This window comes from Paenibacillus sp. JCM 18996 (assembly GCF_055392555.1).
The window spans coordinates 3,737,495-3,755,864 of sequence record NZ_AP043884.1 but is presented as its reverse complement, the minus strand read 5'-3'; the positions used below and the strand labels follow the sequence as shown (position 1 = coordinate 3,755,864).

19 protein-coding genes and 1 pseudogene are annotated in these 18,370 nt (G+C 48.7%); 5 read left to right on the top strand and 15 right to left on the bottom strand.

Annotated elements, in window-relative coordinates:
* Positions 1-113: 113 nt before the first annotated feature.
* The 3 genes from ACZ5N7_RS18575 to ACZ5N7_RS18565 all read right to left on the bottom strand — a co-directional run bounded on the left by ACZ5N7_RS18575 (position 114) and on the right by ACZ5N7_RS18565 (position 3,273).
* Positions 114-1,058, bottom strand: a complete 945-nt coding sequence (locus ACZ5N7_RS18575; RefSeq protein WP_464656079.1) for an NAD-dependent epimerase/dehydratase family protein — start codon at positions 1,056-1,058, stop codon at positions 114-116.
* A gap of 57 nt (positions 1,059-1,115) precedes the next feature.
* A complete protein-coding gene (locus tag ACZ5N7_RS18570; RefSeq protein WP_464656078.1) occupies positions 1,116-1,721 on the bottom strand; it encodes a TetR/AcrR family transcriptional regulator in 606 nt (201 codons plus the stop codon).
* A 187-nt stretch (positions 1,722-1,908) separates the two neighbouring features.
* Positions 1,909-3,273 (bottom strand): MATE family efflux transporter, encoded by a 1,365-nt coding sequence (locus ACZ5N7_RS18565; protein ID WP_464656077.1) that lies wholly within the window; start codon positions 3,271-3,273, stop codon positions 1,909-1,911.
* 237 nt (positions 3,274-3,510) lie between these two features.
* On the opposite strand from ACZ5N7_RS18565, the pseudogene ACZ5N7_RS18560 reads away from it, so the two are divergent.
* A pseudogene (locus ACZ5N7_RS18560) lies at positions 3,511-3,717 on the top strand (KGG domain-containing protein); the annotation flags it as partial.
* A 240-nt stretch (positions 3,718-3,957) separates the two neighbouring features.
* Positions 3,958-4,212: an HPr family phosphocarrier protein gene (locus ACZ5N7_RS18555; protein WP_464656076.1), complete on the top strand. Its 255-nt coding sequence runs from the start codon at positions 3,958-3,960 to the stop codon at positions 4,210-4,212.
* A gap of 83 nt (positions 4,213-4,295) precedes the next feature.
* On the opposite strand, the gene ACZ5N7_RS18550 is transcribed toward ACZ5N7_RS18555, so the two are convergent.
* A complete protein-coding gene (locus tag ACZ5N7_RS18550) occupies positions 4,296-5,060 on the bottom strand; it encodes a sulfite exporter TauE/SafE family protein (protein ID WP_464656075.1) in 765 nt (254 codons plus the stop codon).
* Between the two features lie 258 nt (positions 5,061-5,318).
* Between ACZ5N7_RS18550 and ACZ5N7_RS18545 the strand changes: the two genes are divergently transcribed.
* The gene (locus ACZ5N7_RS18545; RefSeq protein WP_464656074.1) at positions 5,319-5,771 is read left to right on the top strand and encodes a GNAT family N-acetyltransferase; all 453 of its coding nucleotides are present in this window, start codon (positions 5,319-5,321) and stop codon (positions 5,769-5,771) included.
* Positions 5,772-5,964: 193 nt separating this feature from the next.
* Here the strand turns inward: ACZ5N7_RS18545 and wsfD are convergent, their stop codons facing one another.
* From wsfD to ACZ5N7_RS18505, 8 genes are all read right to left on the bottom strand, one after another.
* Positions 5,965-7,383: a glycan biosynthesis hexose transferase WsfD gene (gene wsfD / locus ACZ5N7_RS18540; RefSeq protein WP_464656073.1), complete on the bottom strand. Its 1,419-nt coding sequence runs from the start codon at positions 7,381-7,383 to the stop codon at positions 5,965-5,967.
* A complete protein-coding gene (locus ACZ5N7_RS18535; protein WP_464656072.1) occupies positions 7,373-7,822 on the bottom strand; it encodes a GtrA family protein in 450 nt (149 codons plus the stop codon). The genes wsfD and ACZ5N7_RS18535 overlap by 11 nt, the downstream gene beginning before the upstream one ends.
* Entirely contained in the window at positions 7,819-8,820 is a 1,002-nt protein-coding gene (locus tag ACZ5N7_RS18530; RefSeq protein ID WP_464659350.1) for a glycosyltransferase family 2 protein, read from the bottom strand. The genes ACZ5N7_RS18535 and ACZ5N7_RS18530 overlap by 4 nt, the downstream gene beginning before the upstream one ends.
* 224 nt (positions 8,821-9,044) lie before the next feature.
* Entirely contained in the window at positions 9,045-9,365 is a 321-nt protein-coding gene (locus ACZ5N7_RS18525; RefSeq protein WP_464656071.1) for a DUF2653 family protein, read from the bottom strand.
* The gene (locus ACZ5N7_RS18520; RefSeq protein WP_464656070.1) at positions 9,362-10,111 is read right to left on the bottom strand and encodes a hypothetical protein; all 750 of its coding nucleotides are present in this window, start codon (positions 10,109-10,111) and stop codon (positions 9,362-9,364) included. Before ACZ5N7_RS18520 ends, ACZ5N7_RS18525 begins: the two co-directional genes overlap by 4 nt.
* 843 nt (positions 10,112-10,954) lie before the next feature.
* A complete protein-coding gene (locus tag ACZ5N7_RS18515) occupies positions 10,955-13,186 on the bottom strand; it encodes a heavy metal translocating P-type ATPase (protein WP_464656069.1) in 2,232 nt (743 codons plus the stop codon).
* A gap of 102 nt (positions 13,187-13,288) precedes the next feature.
* A complete protein-coding gene (locus tag ACZ5N7_RS18510) occupies positions 13,289-13,489 on the bottom strand; it encodes a copper ion binding protein (RefSeq protein ID WP_464656068.1) in 201 nt (66 codons plus the stop codon).
* Between the two features lie 23 nt (positions 13,490-13,512).
* Positions 13,513-13,839, bottom strand: coding sequence for a metal-sensitive transcriptional regulator (locus tag ACZ5N7_RS18505; protein ID WP_464656067.1), 327 nt, complete (start codon positions 13,837-13,839; stop codon positions 13,513-13,515).
* A gap of 167 nt (positions 13,840-14,006) precedes the next feature.
* Here ACZ5N7_RS18505 and ACZ5N7_RS18500 point away from each other — a divergent pair, with 167 nt between their 5' ends.
* Positions 14,007-14,636 carry a hypothetical protein gene (locus ACZ5N7_RS18500; protein WP_464656066.1) on the top strand — a complete coding sequence of 210 codons (630 nt, stop codon included), beginning with the start codon at positions 14,007-14,009 and terminating at the stop codon, positions 14,634-14,636.
* 220 nt (positions 14,637-14,856) lie between these two features.
* Here ACZ5N7_RS18500 and ACZ5N7_RS18495 read toward each other — a convergent pair whose 3' ends face one another.
* Positions 14,857-15,648, bottom strand: a complete 792-nt coding sequence (locus tag ACZ5N7_RS18495; RefSeq protein WP_464656065.1) for a TrmH family RNA methyltransferase — start codon at positions 15,646-15,648, stop codon at positions 14,857-14,859.
* A gap of 292 nt (positions 15,649-15,940) precedes the next feature.
* Between ACZ5N7_RS18495 and sspI the strand changes: the two genes are divergently transcribed.
* Positions 15,941-16,189 (top strand): small acid-soluble spore protein SspI, encoded by a 249-nt coding sequence (sspI, locus tag ACZ5N7_RS18490; protein WP_464656064.1) that lies wholly within the window; start codon positions 15,941-15,943, stop codon positions 16,187-16,189.
* A 520-nt stretch (positions 16,190-16,709) separates the two neighbouring features.
* On the opposite strand, the gene ACZ5N7_RS18485 is transcribed toward sspI, so the two are convergent.
* Together ACZ5N7_RS18485 and ACZ5N7_RS18480 are read right to left on the bottom strand one after the other, a co-directional pair.
* Entirely contained in the window at positions 16,710-17,228 is a 519-nt protein-coding gene (locus ACZ5N7_RS18485) for a DinB family protein (protein WP_464656063.1), read from the bottom strand.
* A 16-nt stretch (positions 17,229-17,244) separates the two neighbouring features.
* Positions 17,245-18,348, bottom strand: a complete 1,104-nt coding sequence (locus tag ACZ5N7_RS18480) for a Gfo/Idh/MocA family protein (protein ID WP_464656062.1) — start codon at positions 18,346-18,348, stop codon at positions 17,245-17,247.
* Positions 18,349-18,370 lie beyond the last annotated feature (22 nt).

Here is an 18,370-nt window from a genome sequence, read left to right as displayed (position 1 = left end):
TTATGTCACTAAAAGACATGTCTTCTGCTTCATTCTATTATTAAGCCCGGCAATTATTACCCATCCGGCAAGAGCAATGACGCAGCCGCTCGCGCATAACGCTTTCATCAAGTCTAATTATTTGCTGATTTCTTGCCGTTCAAATACCAGTCGAGCGTAGTTCGGATCGCTTCCTCGTGCGGAGTGACGTTAGAGCCGAACGCATTTCTGTATTTAGTGTCATCCACCACGAACGGCTGGTTATGCTGGTAAAAAATCTCTTGAAATTCTCTCATCTCAGCACTGAACAGACCCATAAGGTCAAGGATCATCTTATTAGCAACCCGGTACTTAGGCGTTTTTCCCAGAAGAGCGGCGATCATCCCGGTAAGCTCCCTTATACTGGAAGGTTGATCGCATGGAATATGCCATATTTCTCCTAACGCGCGTTCCTTCTCTCCAAGCATAACCAGACCGCGGGCAAAATCCCTGATATAAATGAGCGAATGAGGCATATTGATGTTGCCCAGCGCTTGTACCGGTTTATTGGCGATCAGATTGTAAAATACCATGGAACCCAATATAGACAGCGTAACGCCAGGTCCGTAAAAATCCGATCCCCTCCCGATTGCCGCACGAACCTTGCCTTGCTTGTGCGCATCCATCAACAAATTTGCCGCTTGCGCTCTCACCGTCGTCTTCCGGCCTACCGGGCGGCAGGCCGTGCTCTCGCTGATTTTGCCTTGGACAGGGCCATACGCATACAGGTTGTCTCCATACACCAGAGCAGCATTTGTCCGGCTTACCCCTTCGATCAGCCCATTCATCATATCAGGAAGCCGGTTCCACTCCCTGTACGGCAGCCCTGTGCAATTATACACGACATCCGCATCTTTACATATACGCATCACCTGCTCCACCTCGCCGGCATCACAGCTCACCAGCTCCACTCCCGGCTGAACATCGGCGATTCCGCTCCTGTTGGCCATTCGTACGCTCACACCCTGTTCCACCAGCTCCTCCATCACCGCTTTTCCTAATGCACCCGTGCCGAATATGACATGCAACCCTTTTTTCATTTTCAAGCCTCCCCTATGCCATGTAATGTTAACACTGTTAACCAAAAGCCAAAAAAATCATAGCTCCAGTCCTCTCAAGCAAGCATCCAAATGAAAATCGATTAAAGCCTCACTGTCCGTCCATTCAAAAGCGGGAAACATGTTCAACAAAGAAGTAATCCCATGCAGCGCAGCCCACACCGATTGGCTTATCGCCAGTTCCCCATGGCTTGCAATCAGCTTGGAAGGGACGGCTTCGCGTATTAGCTCGACCAAAACCTTAAAGCCCTTCATCCGGTCGCTCTCTCCTGTTAGTACTCTGTCGTAATGCTCTAAATTGTCGATAAACATCAGCTTGTAGTAACCGGAATTGTCGAGTCCGAACTGAACGTACGCTTTCATAGCAGCTCTCAGCTTGATCGAGCTCGTTTCATCAACATGCCGATTTACCGCTTCCAACAGATATTTGAGAAAAATAGAGTAACCGTCCTGTAGCAGCATCAGAAGGATTTCTTCTTTATTTTTAAAGTGATTGTACAGGTTGGTCGGTGAACATTTGACTTTGCCGGCTATTTTTCTCATCGACACATTCTCGTACCCTTCACTCAAAAACAGCGCGGTTGCCGCGAGCAGGATATCTTTTTTGCTTATTGTTGTTCTTCTCTCTGTCTTCCTGTAATCCATTCCATATCTCCTTTCTATAAAAAATGTCACATTAACAGTGTTAATATGTACACCGTTAACTTTATCACAAAATATTCCAACCCGCAATAAAATCTCGCAAATGGATCAGCCTCGGCAATAGCGCCCCGATAACATTGAAAAAAAGCACGATCCCAATGGACTGTGCTTTTTCCTGCTCCATCTCCCATCAAGCATTGAGCGATTCCCGCCCGGTTACACGCGTCGACTTATCCCTGACGGATGTCCACTTCAGGGATAAATACCGCCACCCGTTGGCTAGACCGGTCAAGACGATTAAACTGCATAACGCGCTCCATGCCCCATACTGTCCGAACTGGTAGACTTGTGTGAACAGAACCGTGCATGGGATAAACAAAACCCAATTGAACAACAGCGCCGTCCGCGACAAGAATGTTGTATCCCCTACGCCCCGTAAGCCGCCGGCAAAAATAATGCCCGCTCCGCTGAACAATTGAATGAACGAAGCCAGATGAATGAGTGAAATGGCCGTCATGTAAACGGCGGTTTCTGTCGTATACAGTTTCGCAACCGGCAAGGCAAACAGAAACAAAAAGACCGAGAACAGCGCCATAAATCCCACCCCTAGATACACCGTCACCAAACCGAAGCGTTTGGCTTCCAGCGGCCGCCCTTTGCCGATTTCCTGGCCGATTCCGACGGTAGAAGCGGCACCAAATCCATTGGAGGGCATAAACCCGAAGGAGAGAATATTCAGCGCGATTTCGTTGGCGGCAATGGCTGCAGTCCCTAGTCGGGTGATACAGCTTGTGAATACCAGCATCCCTATACTGTTGGAAAGTTCCGTTATGCTCAGCTTCACACTTTCAAAAAGGACCAGCCGAACTTGAGGCAGTTCAATCGGCACCCATGTACGCGTCAAATAAGCTTCGTTCATGAACCGGAAGTACACGAGAAGATTCAGCAGCAATCCGATGCCTTCCGCGATCACCAAACTCCATGCCGCTCCTTGCAGTCCCATATCCGGAAAGCCGAACTTCCCGTAGCATAGCAGATAGGTAAAAAGCACAACCAAAGCGTTGCTGATCAACGCAATGTTCATCGGTGTCCGCGTATCGCCTGTGGCCCGCATATAGGCAAAGAACACAATGTTAATGATGCTGAACATTAAAGCGAACATGCGCACCTGGACGTGAGGGGTTCCCAGGCTGAGAATCGTTTCGTTGGATCCCATGGCCTGCAGAATAAAATGGGGAAACGCAAAACTCGAACCGAATTCAAGAAGGGCCAGTATGGCTGATGCGATAAGTGCGATTTGCATGCGCTGATTGCCCAGTCTCATATTGTTCGAGCCGTGATTCTGAGCGACCAAATAGTTAATGGCTCCCTGGATGCCTGAAAACAACGCCCATATGTTGTACATCAAAATATTCGTAATTCCTACCACAGCTATTGCCGCAGCCCCCAATTTGCCAACTATCATCAGGACGAGCAGACCCGTAAAGGTCATAGATGAAAAAGTCGCAATCGATGGAATCGCCAGCCGAAGAATTTGCCTGATCAGTTGCATCATAATCCCACCACCAGTGTTATTTTAAGAGGAAAGTGTTCGCCTGCCCCAACCACCTTACCATTTTCTTAAGCAGTCACGCAATAGAAAAAAAGGCCGGTGATGACTGAAATATTCGCACGGTGAGGACAGACTGCGACGGCAAAATTTTTCCATCCGGTCCAATAGATTGTTTTATTCTGAAAGGACAAGGGTAAAAGAATTTTGGGCATCACCAATAACTTACAAGGAGTGATTTCAATGGCGGACAACAAGCAGAACAAAATGAGCCGTGAAGAAGCTGGACGTAAGGGAGGAGAGGCTACTGCAAGAAACCATGACAAGGAATTTTATCAGGAGATAGGCCATAAGGGCGGAGAAGCCACTTCCAAGTCCCACGACAAAGAATTTTACCGGGAAATCGGGGAAAAGGGCGGAGAAGAACGGGCCCGTCAGCGCAGAAACGAATAGTGGGAAGTGAACGCAGGCTGCCAATCCATCAGTATGAATGGAACTAATTAAAAGAATCCCCTTACGGTTGCTGAGGCATCGTTCATCCTCTCGGGATGGAGCGACCCTGTTGCCGGAAGGGGATTTTTATGGTCTTGTTCGGCATTCATCTGACGATAAAAATAAGTATATAAACCTATTGAAACCCGCATCCGAATAAGCTATTGTATAAAGACTATCGGATGAAGGTGATGGGTTATGAGAGTACATCGGATACTTGTAAAAAACGACTTGTCGCTGGAAAGATTAAAAACGATATCCCAGAAAGCGGCTATTTTTCAATCGAATATTTATGTTTATTTATACGATGAGTCGGTTCAAATCGACGTTAAGAGCTTGCTTGGGCTTTTATTGCAAATTATTCACAAAGGCACCGCCATAACAATCAAAACGATAGGAAACGACGATCTCGAAGCATTGGAAGAGATGTGCGTCCTATTTGAAAATGCATAACGGAATCCCCGAAAAAAAAAACGAGTGCTTGCCGCCGCAGCATTCGTTTTTTCTTGATTTTAAAGGGAATTTGACTTCCACCATTAAATAAGCTTCAAACCGCTGATCAATATCAGGCTTGCTATAATAGTACGTAAAATCTTGGTCGAAGCTTTTGACGATAAAGTGCTTCCCAACAGGACGCCAGGCACTGAGCCAAGCAGCAGATTTATGGCCAGCATATAATTGACGTTGCCAAAGCTTGCGTGCATAATCCCGGCTGCTGTAACCAGCAGAAAGGCGTGCGCGATATCCGTTCCCACGAGCTGCGAAGCCTTCATACGAAAAAAATAAAGCATCACTAAAGCGAATAAAGAACCCGAGCCAATGGAGGTAAGACCCACGATAAAACCAAGTACTGCACCAATAGCGATTGTGAAGCCTTTACTGTCACCCAGTGATTTCGTCTTGAAGCTCTCGGCATTGTATTTCTGGTCGATTACGATTTTGACCAGCGTAGCGAGAGACACAATAATCAGGACATAGCCGAGTGCATGTTTAATGATTTGTTCTTGATTGGCATAAACTGAATTGAATAGATGCAATAGCACAATAGACGCTACTGCGCCAGGGACACTGCCGAACGCCAAGTATTTTACCAGCCGAAAATCAATCGTTTTTTGCCGCCAATGCTGGATCGTGCCAAACAATTTCGTGACCGAGTTATAGAGCAGGTCTGTTCCAACCGCGATGGAAGGATTGATACCGATCATAAGCAGTATGGGGGTCAATAAGGCAGCCCCTCCCACTCCCGTTAAACCAACCATGAAGCCAACGAAGAAACCCATAGCTACGATGCTAATCGTCATGTCGTATTCCCCACTTCTTTAATCCGCACTATTCCTATCGGGTATATTTCTTATTTTATTTAATTTTCTGATGCATGTAAAGAGAAATATTTATAATTCATCTTATTCCGCTGCCGCCTTATAGGTTAATGATCATGCAAAGAAAAAAAATCCGTTATGCGCGGATAATAAAGCAGCAAATTTCCGCCTTTTAGAGGAGTCATCCATCAGCTTGCCGAATGTAGGAAAAGATACTGTTTCTCGTCAGGAGAGTGAAGCATGGAAATACGAAAGCCAGGTCCGGATGAGCGTCCTCCGATGGAATTGCTTCTGCTGGCCGATCCTTCCCGGAAACTGGTTGAAGAATATATCGCCAGGGGTCAGTGCTTTGTCGCCAAAGCGGATGAAGGCATTGTAGGTGTCTATGTGTTGCTGCCGACACGGTCTGAGACAATTGAGTTAGTAAATATAGCGGTTGATGAGAAGCATCAAGGCAAAGGGATAGGGAAACGGTTGGTGAACCATGCGGTTGACAATGCGAGGCTGCTCGGTTATAAAACGATCGAAGTGGGCACCGGCAATTCAAGTGTGGGACAGCTGGCCCTTTATCAAAAATGCGGGTTTAGAATGACCGGTATTGACCGGGGCTTCTTCCTGAGGCATTACAGTGAACAGATATTCGAGAACGGCATACAAGTTGTGGATATGGTACGTTTGTCCCAAGATTTATAAAGCGGCCGCGGTTCTAAGGCGGCCGCGGTTAAGAGGTATTTTGCTCCTTTATCAGGCAAACACCGCTTTTTGATTCGCCATGACTTTGAGCAGCTCTGCCACCTCTTTTCGCAACATGCGTATTTGTTATCCAGAGGAATATCTCTTGTATGTGCAGAATGAATGTTTCTTTTCGTGCTGGCTATCTCGCCGATCAGTGTCGCCCGAGGTGCATGACCTTACGTACGAGCCATAGGAGCGCGGCTGCCAGCATCATGTCGAAGCAGACGTTAAACAGGAACAAGTGCTTGGCCATATCGGCCTCTCCGTCACCGATGACCGGAATTACAAACGAAACGGCGCCGATCAACCCAATCCAGGCGAAGAGCTCCGCAAACACCTTTGGACGCAGGCTGTCCGCCCAAATATGCTCACAAATGAGCACGGAATAATAAAGCAAATAAAAAACGAAGATGAACCAAAATGTATTCGGCAGCCGGTTATGCTTCCATTCGCTCCACAGGCCGAACTTGCCCGAGACGGCGCCTCGCGGCTGCCCTTCAGCTTTTTCATAAGTGCCAAGGTAATAGGGGCGGATCGTCATTCCGTTCTGTGCCGCTACCTCCAGCTTGCCCAGCAGCCGTGCCGGATGCTTCATGTAGAAGACGGCAATTTTGGCATGGCTCATTTTATTGTAAAACTTCTCGTAGAGCAGCGGGTCTCGCTGCGGGATCGGTGTATCCGGCGTGAAAAAATTCGTATTCTGTAAAACCGCCAGCTCCGGGGGCAAACCGAGCTCCTTGAGGTCCTGCGCGGGGGTTGGGGAGTCCTTAAGCACCCCGTAGAACACCGTTTGATACATGTTGATTTCCTTCAGCTCCTTGGGAGCAAACAGGTACATTGCAGCCGAGCCGAGCAGCAAAAACACGGAAAAACCGATGACCGTCCGGCGCCATGCCCTTTCCCTGCTGAAATTCAAGAAGCGAAAGCCCAGCAGCGCGGCGAGCACGCCAACAGGCGCGTTCTGGATCTTCGACCCTACCAGAAAAATGGCGCACACAAAAAACAATATGAGCATCGTCAAAGATATCCGCTCCCGCCGTATAAGCGCAATGCCTAGAGCCACGGTAAGCAGCAAAAATACATAAGACACCGGCTCGCCGAACAGAGTATTGAAGTACCCGATATAGCCGATGTCGGCGAATATGAAGACAACCACTGTGGCGAGGATGACATTGTACCCGGTGGAACGCGTTTTGTTATAACGTACAATTAAATAAAGCGCCGTACACAATAAGACGGTATAGACGGCTGCCATAAACCGGATGTCGAACACGGTCGTACTGTACAGCAGCTTGTTAAGCAGTGCGGCCATAAGGACAAGAAAGAGCTGCGTTGACGCATAGCCGCCGATTTCGATCGGAACCAGCTTGAATTCCCGGGTCATATAGCCGAAATATCTGTCTTCATCGCTCATCGAAGGATTAAGGTAACCCAGTCCTGCGGACTTCATGATTCTCAAAAAATCGCCGTTGTCGGCGATGCCCGCGATAGGACGCGCCATCAGTACGTAGATGGCGACCGCACAGACAGCAACAATTGTCCATAATTCGAGATGCCGTTTAAATTTCATTCGTTTCCCCTGCCTGTAAAGGAACCGGAACCTGCCGGAATGTAAAATATTTATGGCCTAAGTAGTTGCTGACCGTATATAAGCCTGTACCGAACAATACAGCTGCATTATGCGCCCAATACGCGCCATCGCGGCCGGCGACGGCAAGCACCAGATGGGAAAGACCAAGTCCGATCGCATAAGAGAAAAAGTAACACACTGCAACAACCGCAAAAAATTTCCACAAGCTCCGTCTCACCTGCGTACGGGAGCCAAATGTGAACGACCGGTTCAGCATATAGCTGACAGCGGCTCCAATACCGTTGCCGATAAGAGTGGCCGGCCAATATCCGATCCCCGCTCCATTCAAGAGAACATAGATAATAGACAAGCCGACAATCGTATTGACGATACCGACGAGCAGGAAGCGGACGAACGAATGGTTCCACAAAGCCGTCATGCTCCTTCCCTCCCTTGAGTAACCTGTGCGGCGGACGGCGCCGCCGAAGCCCGAAGTTTGGTTTCGACAATATACAGCGGACGGTGCTTCACCTCTTTGTAGATTTTACCGATATATTCTCCGATCAGTCCCATGCCGATCAATTGAATGCCTCCGATGAACCAGACCGACACCATCAGCGACGCCCACCCGGCTACTGTGTTGCCGGCAAGCTTCTGGCCGATGGCGTACAATCCCGCCACAATGCTGATGAAGAACAAGACGAAGCCGGCTGCGGACACGAGCCGGATCGGCGTCACGCTGAGCGAGGTAATGCCATCCCATGCAAAGGCGAGCATTTTTTTCAGCGGGTATTTGGACTCGCCCGCGAACCGTTCGTGCCGGTCGTAATACACCCGAGTCGTCTTGAAACCAATCATCGGTACGATTCCACGGAGGAACACGTTCACTTCTTTGAAATTGGCCAGCTCATCCAGCGCTCGCCTGCTCATAAGCCGGAAATCCGCATGATTGTATTCGATCTTGCCGCCCATCTTCAGCAGCATTTTATAAAATACCTGTGCCGTGAACCGCTTGAACCACGTGTCTTTCTCCCGGCTTTGCCGCACCCCATACACGATATCATAGCCTTCATGATATTTGGTCATGAAGTCGCGGATCACATTCGGGTCGTCCTGCAGATCAGCATCGATGGAAATGGCGCAGTCGCAAGAGCTTCTCGCGGAGTTCAGCCCGGCGAGCAGCGCGCTCTGGTGCCCCGCGTTGCGGGCGAGCTTCAAGCCGGCGACGTGCGCATGCGTTCGATGGAACGACTCGATCAGGTTCCACGTTTTATCGCGGCTGCCGTCATCCACGAACAGGACGTAGCTGCTGCCGGCGGCGAGCTTATCAAGAATAAGCCGTTCCAGCATGCCGGTGAGGCGGACTACCGTCTCGGACAGTACCTCTTCCTCGTTGTAGCAAGGAACGACGATTGCGAGAACGGGCAGTTTTTCCAATTTCAATTCCAACATCCCCTATTTCCGAATTCCGCCTGCGCAGTTTTGATTTAATAATACCTGATCCCGCGCCGCTATACAAAATGGAAAAATATCCCTATAAGCAAACAATGTCAACAGCAACCGGCGCCCCGCAGTAGGGTTCATTCTTTTAAAGGCAGTATGAGTAATGCAAAAAAAGCCCGCCTCTCCCTTTGTGTGGGCTAGACGGGCAAGTGTGCCGCTTATCTTTCTACAATGATGTCTCCGCTGAATTGTTTTGTGCTTTCATCCCACGATAAGTTAATCAGCAATCTGTTCGAATTAAACGAATAGTAAGAAGACAGATACAATGCTGCCGCATCGATGAGTTCTTGCTGATTCAGAAAGTATTCCTGGTAATTTAGCCGGCTTCTCGCCGAAAAACCTTTATCCTGATCAAAAAATAACTTAATGTCAGTTACCCGATTCGGCTCGCTGCCTTCTACATTTCCCCGGTTTGCCCTCGCCGCGACCGCCACACACACCGAATCAATCAGGTCCTGCTCGTCAAATTGTATTCTCATCCCCGTCGTCCTCTCAGTGATTTAAACAGCAGTGAACCTATCCAGATAACGAAAATCAGTATGCCAATATCTATCAATAAAGGCATAATGGAAAAAGGCTGATGGACATAACCGCCTCCCGCAGCCGGGAAATAACCGCCCTGCGGATGCAGCATCGAGCCTAAAAATGTCCCTGCGGCAAATGCGCCAGCTACAGGCCAGAAGCTGCTTGGCTTTTTACCGTTAGGAACTGCCTCGGAGTAAGTGCTGCCGCCGTAATAGCTTCTTCCGGTGGCGGGATTCGTAGTGCTTCCATTCTGTACATTTGACGACGGTCTCTGGGTGCCCGTGCTGTATGTCGTTCCGTTCTTTGTGATCGAACTGTTTGAGCTTGGCGCACTAGGAACCGTAGACTTATTCGAAGCGCCTCCGCTGAACCCGGACGAACCGCTTGAATTTACGGCTGGGCCGTTTGAACTGTTACTGCTGCCGGCCGATGGACTTTGAGCGCCCGAGCTGCTTGAATTGCTTGAACCGGGAGCAGTGGAACTGCTCGAGCCGCCGCTGAATCCGCCCGTTGACGAGTGGCTGGGTGGAGTACTGTGCGTACTTGAGCTCCCGCCTGTGGAAAATGTCCCGGTTCTTGACGTGGTTGTAGGCGTAGTGGAGGATGCGCTGCCCTGGCCTGCAGCTGCGGCTGCCATCCCTATTGAAGCATTTAACGAAAGCATCAGCGCCAAAACGATGGTTACAGCTTTCTTTTTCATACTTAACACTCCTTGCTTGCCTGATTGCGCTAGATTTAATTGATAAGACCGCACACTGTCTATTATAAAGCCTGATAATTAGAAACGCATTAAAAAACAATAAAAATTTAGCCATTCCCGACCTTTTTCGACAATATAAGTCATATACTTTTTTTCCGTTTTTTTATTTGCCGACTATTTTCTCAGGTACCCGGCAGCCAGTTTCGTTAATTATGAACAAAAGAATTCATTGAAATTATCAGACCAAATTCGACAGTAAGTGCAATAAAACTGCTGTAGTATAAAAATAGAAACCTTAGCGAGCGCCTCTTTATAGATTGTCAAAACCATTTAAAGGAGGGATCACAGCCCATGATAAACTATGACGGACCTGTCCATGAACTGCCTCAATCCATTACGTGCCCCAATTGCGGCAGAAGAATGCGTTTGAACTATTTTTTATGGAAGGATCCAAGATATGTGTGTGATAGTTTTCGTCGGGAAAATGATTGTGAAATGGTTCTTATGATAAACGAATATAGGCCGCGTGCAGACAGAACAGTTTCTGCTTGATGCAAGCTTGCGCACGTTGGCAGGCTCGCCTGCGGACTTCATGTGAGCTCTGACAGGAATAAAAAAGCCAAATCCCGACTTTTGAGGAACTTGGCTTTTTTCTTATTATCTATAAGCGATTCCATTGGGATTTTTGCCTACTTTCATCTTGGACAGCGGACACAGCAGCAGTAACAGAATAGACCAGTTCATAGAGTTACATGCCCCTTCCTTATTAAACCGCGAATCAATCGAAGCTGTATCTAAAGCCACACTTATCCATCCTGTCTTCTCCCTTCCAAGCATCACGGGTCAAAGTTTAACTCTCTGCAATCTAAGCGCATTTAATACGACAGAAACAGAACTCAAAGCCATCGCGGCGCCTGCAACCCATGGGGCAAGCAGTCCAATGGCTGCTATTGGAATGCCAAGACTGTTGTAGGCAAGCGCCCAAAAAAGGTTCATCTTGATATTGGCCATCGTTTTTTGACTCATATAAATCGCATCGGGAATACTGTTTAAATCGCCCCGCATTAACGTCACATCCGCAGCTTCCATAGCAACGTCAGTTCCGGTCCCAATCGCCATCCCTATGTCAGCCATCGCAAGAGCCGGAGCATCATTGATACCATCGCCAACCATGGCTACTTTCTTGCCTTGAGCTTGCAGCTTTCTCACTTCTTCCGCTTTTCCTTCCGGCAGGACTTCGGCTAACACGTGATCGATGCCCACCTGCTTGGCGATCGCCTGTGCCGTGCGCTCGTTGTCTCCAGTGATCATAATTACCTCGATACCCATGTCCTTCAGGCGAGCGACAGCTTCCCTGGACGAGTCTTTTATTGTATCCGCAACAGCAACCATACCTGCATACTGCCCGTCAATAGCGATCAGCATCGCTGTTTTTCCGGCCTCCTCGAATTGTTCCATTGCGATGAAAGCCTCATTCGCCGAGACATTGTATTTCGCCATCAGCTTCCTTGTCCCTGCCAAAATCTCTTTTCCTTGCACAATGGCTCGTATCCCGAATCCAGGTATAGCTTCAAATTGCTCTGCTTGTGGGATTTGAATACCCTTTGCCGCGATGCCTGACACGATAGCCTCTGCCAAAGGATGTTCCGAGCTTTTCTCTGCTGCGCCTGCCAGACCTAAAAATGACGCTTCGTCCATAGTTTTCACAACCACATCGGTCAATTCAGGCTTGCCTTTTGTCACGGTACCCGTTTTATCAAGAATAATCGATTGGATCCGATGTGTGGCTTCCAGGTGCTCTCCGCCTTTAAACAACACTCCGAATTCCGCGGCGCGGCCGGAACCGGCCATGATTGATGTAGGCGTTGCAAGACCAAGTGCACAAGGGCAGGCGATAACGAGAATCGCGATTGCTTTTTCCAAAGCGCCGGCGAAGTTGCCTTGATCGACGAAAAGGTACCAAGCCAGAAAAGCAGCTGCAGAAATGCCGACAACGATGGGAACAAAAATACCCGAGATCCTGTCCGCTATCCTTTGAATAGGCGCTTTCGACCCCTGCGCTTCTTCAACCACTGTGATAATTTGCGCTAATGCCGTTTCTTTGCCCACTCTCGACGTCTTGATTTTAAGCATTCCGTTTTTATTGATTGCCGCGCCGACCACGTTATCTCCAACCCTTTTTTCAACCGGAATGCTTTCGCCTGTGAGCATCGATTCGTCAACGGATGACGACCCTTCGAGCACTTCCCCATCCACAGGAATTTTTTCCCCGGGCTTTACCAAGACCACGTCACCGACTGCTACCTCTTCAACAGGAATACTGATCTCGTGTGCATCCCTCAGCACAAGGGCCGTTTTAGCTTGCAGACCCATCAGTGTTTTTATTGCTTCCGACGTGCGTCCTTTAGCTAAAGCTTCAAACAATTTGCCTAGAATAATTAAAGTAATTAATATTGCGCTCGTTTCATAGTACATCGGCGGAGCATGATGCGGCTCTGCCATGGCCGACCATTGAAATGTCAAGTACAGGCTGTAAAAAAACGCTGCAGATGTACCCAAGGCAACAAGTACGTCCATATTGGCGCTTTTATTTTTCAGCGCTTTGTAAGCTCCAACATAGAACTGGGATCCAATGATGAATTGAACCGGAGTAGCCAGTAATAACTGAAACCAAGGATTCATGAATAAATTAGGGACCCATACAAAGGAGGTAAATGTAAAATGCCCTACCATGGCCCAAAGTAAAGGCAGCGACAGTAAAGCTGATACCAGCAGTTTTCCTTTCTGTCGTGCAATTTCCTTTTGTCTATGTTCAGCTTGATTTTCCTGTCCTTTAGGCATCGCCTTATAACCGAGTTGATCTACCTTTTTCTGCATATCTGTGATGGTAACATTCTCGGGATTATAATCGACATGAGCGGTTTCCAGTGCAAAATTCACGTTCGCGTTAGTGACGCCAGGCAATTTGTTTAAACCTTTTTCAATCCTGGCCGCGCATGCAGCGCAGGTCATTCCGCTAATTTGAAGATCAATCGAATTCTTCACTGTTGAATTGCCCAATTCAGTTTTTTCCATCCCAATCACTCCAGTTAAAGTGTTATACCCCCATAGGGTATAGTTTTATGCAAAAAAAATTAGCTGCAGGGGTCACTTAAAAAGTGCCCCCTTATCCTATATTTAGGCAACATCATACCCTTGATCTTCAATTGCTTCTTTAATGGCTTCCAGTGTAACTTTGGATTCATCATATTCAACCGTAACCGATTTAGAGTCCAGATTCACTTTTCCGGCAGCACCTATAATTTTCAGCGCTCCTTCAACTGAATTCACGCAATGACCGCAAGACATTCCTTCAACATGCAAAGTTACATTTTTCATTAGTGGTTCCCTCCCGCGTAACATTATTTCATTAATTTGTTAACAGTAATCAAAAGTTCATCAATCACTTCGTTATCGCCTGCTTGAATGCGTTCCATGACGCAGCTTTTCATATGGCCTTCCAATAAAAGTTTCCCAACACTGTTCAGGGCAGATTGAACTGCAGCAATCTGATTCAACACATCATCGCAGTAAGTGTCTTTTTCAATGAGACCCTTTACTCCTCTAATCTGGCCTTCGATACGGTTTAAGCGAGTGATCAGGTTGCTTTTCATTTTCTCAGAATGATGACTGTGTCTTTCTTCCTTTGCAGAACAACATTCTTCATATGAAGTATTATTAGGATCCATATGTTTCACTCCTTATAGCAATAATATACTATACCTATATAGGGTATGTCAAGGGAGCTTGAAACGGTATCTTTGTAATTAAATGCAACAGTTTCCGCGAAAAATAAGTTGTACATATTTTACACATACCCTCCATATGTATCCAATATAAGGAGGAGAAGCCCACTATGACCGGATCTTTACTCTTAATCATTGAATATTCCTTGCTTACCGTTTGGATTTTATGCTTTATTGTCCAATATCGTTCTCGAATTACCTGCATGGCGGGTATGATGAGCGCTATGTGCCTTGCAATGACCATTGGGTTGGGTGCCGGGACATTTATCGCAGCCCTATTTCCCGGACACTTTTTTCAAGCGTGTATAATCAGCATGCTGCTTGCCGGCTTGATTGGTGCGGTTGCAGGGTTGCCGATCAGCACCATGGCCGTACTCGATGGCTTGCTATCCGGCATTATGGGCGGAATGATGGGAGCCATGTTCATTGCAATGATGCCAGCTGCTTATATAGCGGTGACATTGAAAATCGCTGCTGTATTAACTGCGAGCATTATATTTATTTTGCTGATTATGCTGATTGGGGAAATCAAGGACTTGGGTTCCGCGCGCCGGTTGCGCTTCTGCTTCTTGCCACAAACCATGTTTGCCTTTGATATCCTTATATTTGTTTCCCTTTTCTTTCTCCACCCTCTCCCTGCGCATTTAGAGGACCAGAAGCCGAATCATACCCATAATTACGAAAAATCATCGAATAGCAACGATATGGCAGAAATTAACTTTTCGTCAATTCCCCTTTAAATTGACAAAAAGAAAAATAGATCGAAGGAAGAGATCAAAGGCAAAGGACAGCCACACGTCGGCGATCCCCATTTTAAAATAGATACACAATGTTAAGCGGCTTTATGCTCAGATTAATGCTAACCTCTCCTTCTCTGTAAAGCAGGGGACTGGTTGCCCGGCCCTCCTCGTCAAAGCATACGAGCAAATACCCCGCGTGATCCCTTGCTATTCCTTTATTTTATTTAAGCAACCGCTGCCGCATCGCCTCAAACAGCAGCACCGTAGCGGCCATCGCCACGTTCAACGATTCCGACTCACCGCGCATCGGGATGATCACGGTCTCGTTCACGAGCGCAGATACTTCAGGCGAAACGCCGCTGCCCTCATTGCCGAGCACAAGCCAGGTCGGCTTGGTCAAATCCAGATCATAACAGCTTCTGCTTGCTGACAAATCCGTAATCACCAACTGCGCGCCGCCCGCCTGGGCTCTCGGCAGCAGTTGAGTGAGGTCCGCCTCCGCTATGGGAAGATGAAACATCGAGCCCATCGTAGAGCGTACTGTCTTGGGGTTGTACAAATCAACCGTACCTTTTCCGAGCACAATACCTTGGGCGCCGACGGCATCCGCGCTGCGGATGATCGTGCCGAGGTTGCCTGGGTCCTGCACACCGTCCACCGCGACGACAAGTTCGTTCCGGAGGCCGCCAAAAACTTCCTCTCCCCAAACCAGCTTATCCACCACCGCGCTCAGCCCTTGCGGAGTCTGCGTATCGGTGATTTTGGCCATGACTGCCTCGCTCACACCGATCCATTCCACATGGCTGCGGGTTTCTTCGTACAACGACTTGGGCGGCCCTTTATCCGACAGATAGAGGATTGTTCCGACCGGTGCCTTGGCTTTGACCGCTTCTTCAACCAGATGCACTCCTTCGATCAAAAACTTCTTCTGCTTGTCTCTTCCCCGCCGCTCGAGCAGCGCCGCCCAATCTTTCACTCTCTGATTCTGTGTCGAATTAATCTCAACTGGCATCGCATTTACTCCGTAATTGATTTCAAGATTTTTGGCACGCAGCCTTTTGCCGTATTATACCACAATTGAATTCCACTTAAAAAAAGGCCGCCAGCCGGATCTGACCCTATGGACCATGAGTGTTACTCCCGGCACTTAGCCGGAACTGCGGAAAATAGTCAAGACCTCTGCGCATAAAAAATGGATGTTCTGCACATCTTAGCTAGAGCGGCCAAATTAGCGACAAATAATCACGCTCCGTCTTTTAGCGGCAGATCAGCTTTGGGACGAGCATGAAGGAGAGATTCTAAGCATGATTCTGCTATCTTTGAGACAGGCGATTTTTAAACGGGTAGAAGGCAGGTCAAATGAGGAATTGGTCCAAATCATCCAGGATTCCATAGACGCCGAAGAGAAGGTGCTGCCGGGGCTGGGTGTATTGTTCGAAATGATCTGGAAAAACAGCGACACTGCTCTGCGCGAAAAAATGGTGGAAGTGCTGGGTGCTAACCTGCCGGCCGGCCCGCCGGACGAGGAAGACAAAGACGACAGAAAAGCCTGACGGCGTCCTTTAGATCTTTGCAGTAAACCAAACTATTGCGCGTGGGGAAGAAAAGGGTATGGGGTTCCAGCCGCTGTTGGTGCCCTGTTCCTCGATGAGGTTAAGCGGCTGGAACACGACAATAAGGCGGCCTGTGAAGTTTCCACCCAATACCCTTTTTCTTTTTTGGATCTGCTCAGTGATGACTTCCGCTAATGCAGTATTTCCCGGTTATTGCCCGGTATTAACGCACTGCGCTTCCGCTAATTATGGTCAAAACGCTCTCCTGGATGGGTAAACAGCGTGTTTGCCAAAAATAGAGGAATTGAATTCCGTTAATGTCAGGCGGGGAGCCGAAATCTGGGAATAACGAAAAAAATGAGTTACCGCCGTAAATTCGCGATTCACAGTAGTTCCTGCACTGCAGGGAGCCCGCTGCCCTCGGATTTATACTTGCTTACTTATCTTTTAAGAAAAAAGCCTGACGGCCAAGTCAGGCTTTCTTTGCGGATGCAGCCATATAAGGATAAAACGAAGAGTGCTACTTGTTTGCGAGACGTTTGATCGATTGCATATGTCCCAGATGATTCGCCTCATGGTATAACGCCATGCCAAACATGTCACCGTATGTATACAATTCTCTCTGGGCGAAATGGAACGGAGCCTGCTCGGCCCAAAGCGCAGCCGGGAGCGCTTCAATACGTTCCTTCTGGAACGTCAGCTGCTGCTTCAGCTCGGATAACGTAGGAGCTTCCCTATTCCACTCGGAAGGCCTTGTTCCCATGCCGAAAAGCTCAGGGTAATAATCTGGAATGACCTTCGGATGCTCAGGTGACTGGAATAAAAACTTCTCGGCAACGCTGTAGACATGCCCTGTGAGCCAGCGGATCGTGTTATTGAAGCCTCCCGGCTGAAAGCTCGCCTCTTCTTCCGTCACCGTGTCCAAAAATTTCAGCAGCGCTCCTCTGGTCAATCCAAACTGTTTCATCATCGCTTCATTCGACATACGGCCATCCCCGTCCCTTGTGATTATCAATCCGTCCATAAAGAAATTGTACATAATAACTCTCCGCAGCTCAATCAACCAGGGACCCTTCCAGCCCGGCAGGCATTGGAGCAGGGATATCGCAGCTGCTCTTCATCACATAATGCTTGCCTTCATCCGAGGAATCATGGAAAGCGTGCATGGCTTCAAGGACATGATACGCGAGCTCGCCGTTCGCCCGGTGCGGACGGCCGTTCAAGATGCCGTGCGCCATATCCGCCACGCCGACTCCGCGGCTGTTTCCGCCGAAGCCGTGGGTAAAAGGAATCTCCGCCCATTCCTTCTCATCCTTGCGGCGGACATAGATGGGCTGCCCGAACGTATTCGGATCGGGCACTTTCATCGTGCCCTCGCTGCCGTAGATTTCAATATTCGGCAGGCTCGTGCCTCCAAAAGCGTCAAAGCTCGTAATCATCGTCGCAACAGCTCCGCCGTGGAAATCCAGAACGCCGGTCACATGCGTAGGCGTTTCCACCTTGATGAGGCTGCCTTTTTTAGGCTCGCTCAGCACTACCCTCTCCGGGTACGCGATGGATGTGGAACCGGAAATCCGGCGGATCGGCCCGAGCAGCGCCACCAACGCCGTCAAATAGTACGGCCCCATATCGAACATCGGCCCGCCGCCTTTGGCGTAATAGAACGCCGGATCCGGATGCCAATGCTCATGGCCGCGGCCGATCATAAATGCCGAAGCCGCGACCGGTGTGCCGATCATCCCGTCATCGATCAGCTTGCGGCAGGTCTGGATGCCTGCGCCAAGAAACGTATCGGGCGCGCTGCCCACACGAAGCCCTTTCCTGTGCGCTGTCTCCAGAATCCGCTGCCCCTCTTCACGGGTAACGGCAAGCGGCTTTTCCACGTAGACATGCTTGCCCGCTTCCAGAGAGCGGATACAAATCTCCGCGTGGGCCGCCGGAATCGTCAGGTTGATCACGATCCGGATCTCCGGGTCGGCGAGCAGTGCGTCTACGGAATATGCCTTGGGAACGCCGTACTGCTCAGCGCTTGCCTGGGCTCTCGACAAATCCAGATCGGCACACGCAGCAACTTCAAGAATATCAAACCGCTTACAATTTTCAAAATAAATACTGCTGATCTTTCCGCATCCGATGATTCCTACTTTAAACTTGTCCATGTGATCTCCCCCGAGCCTTCCC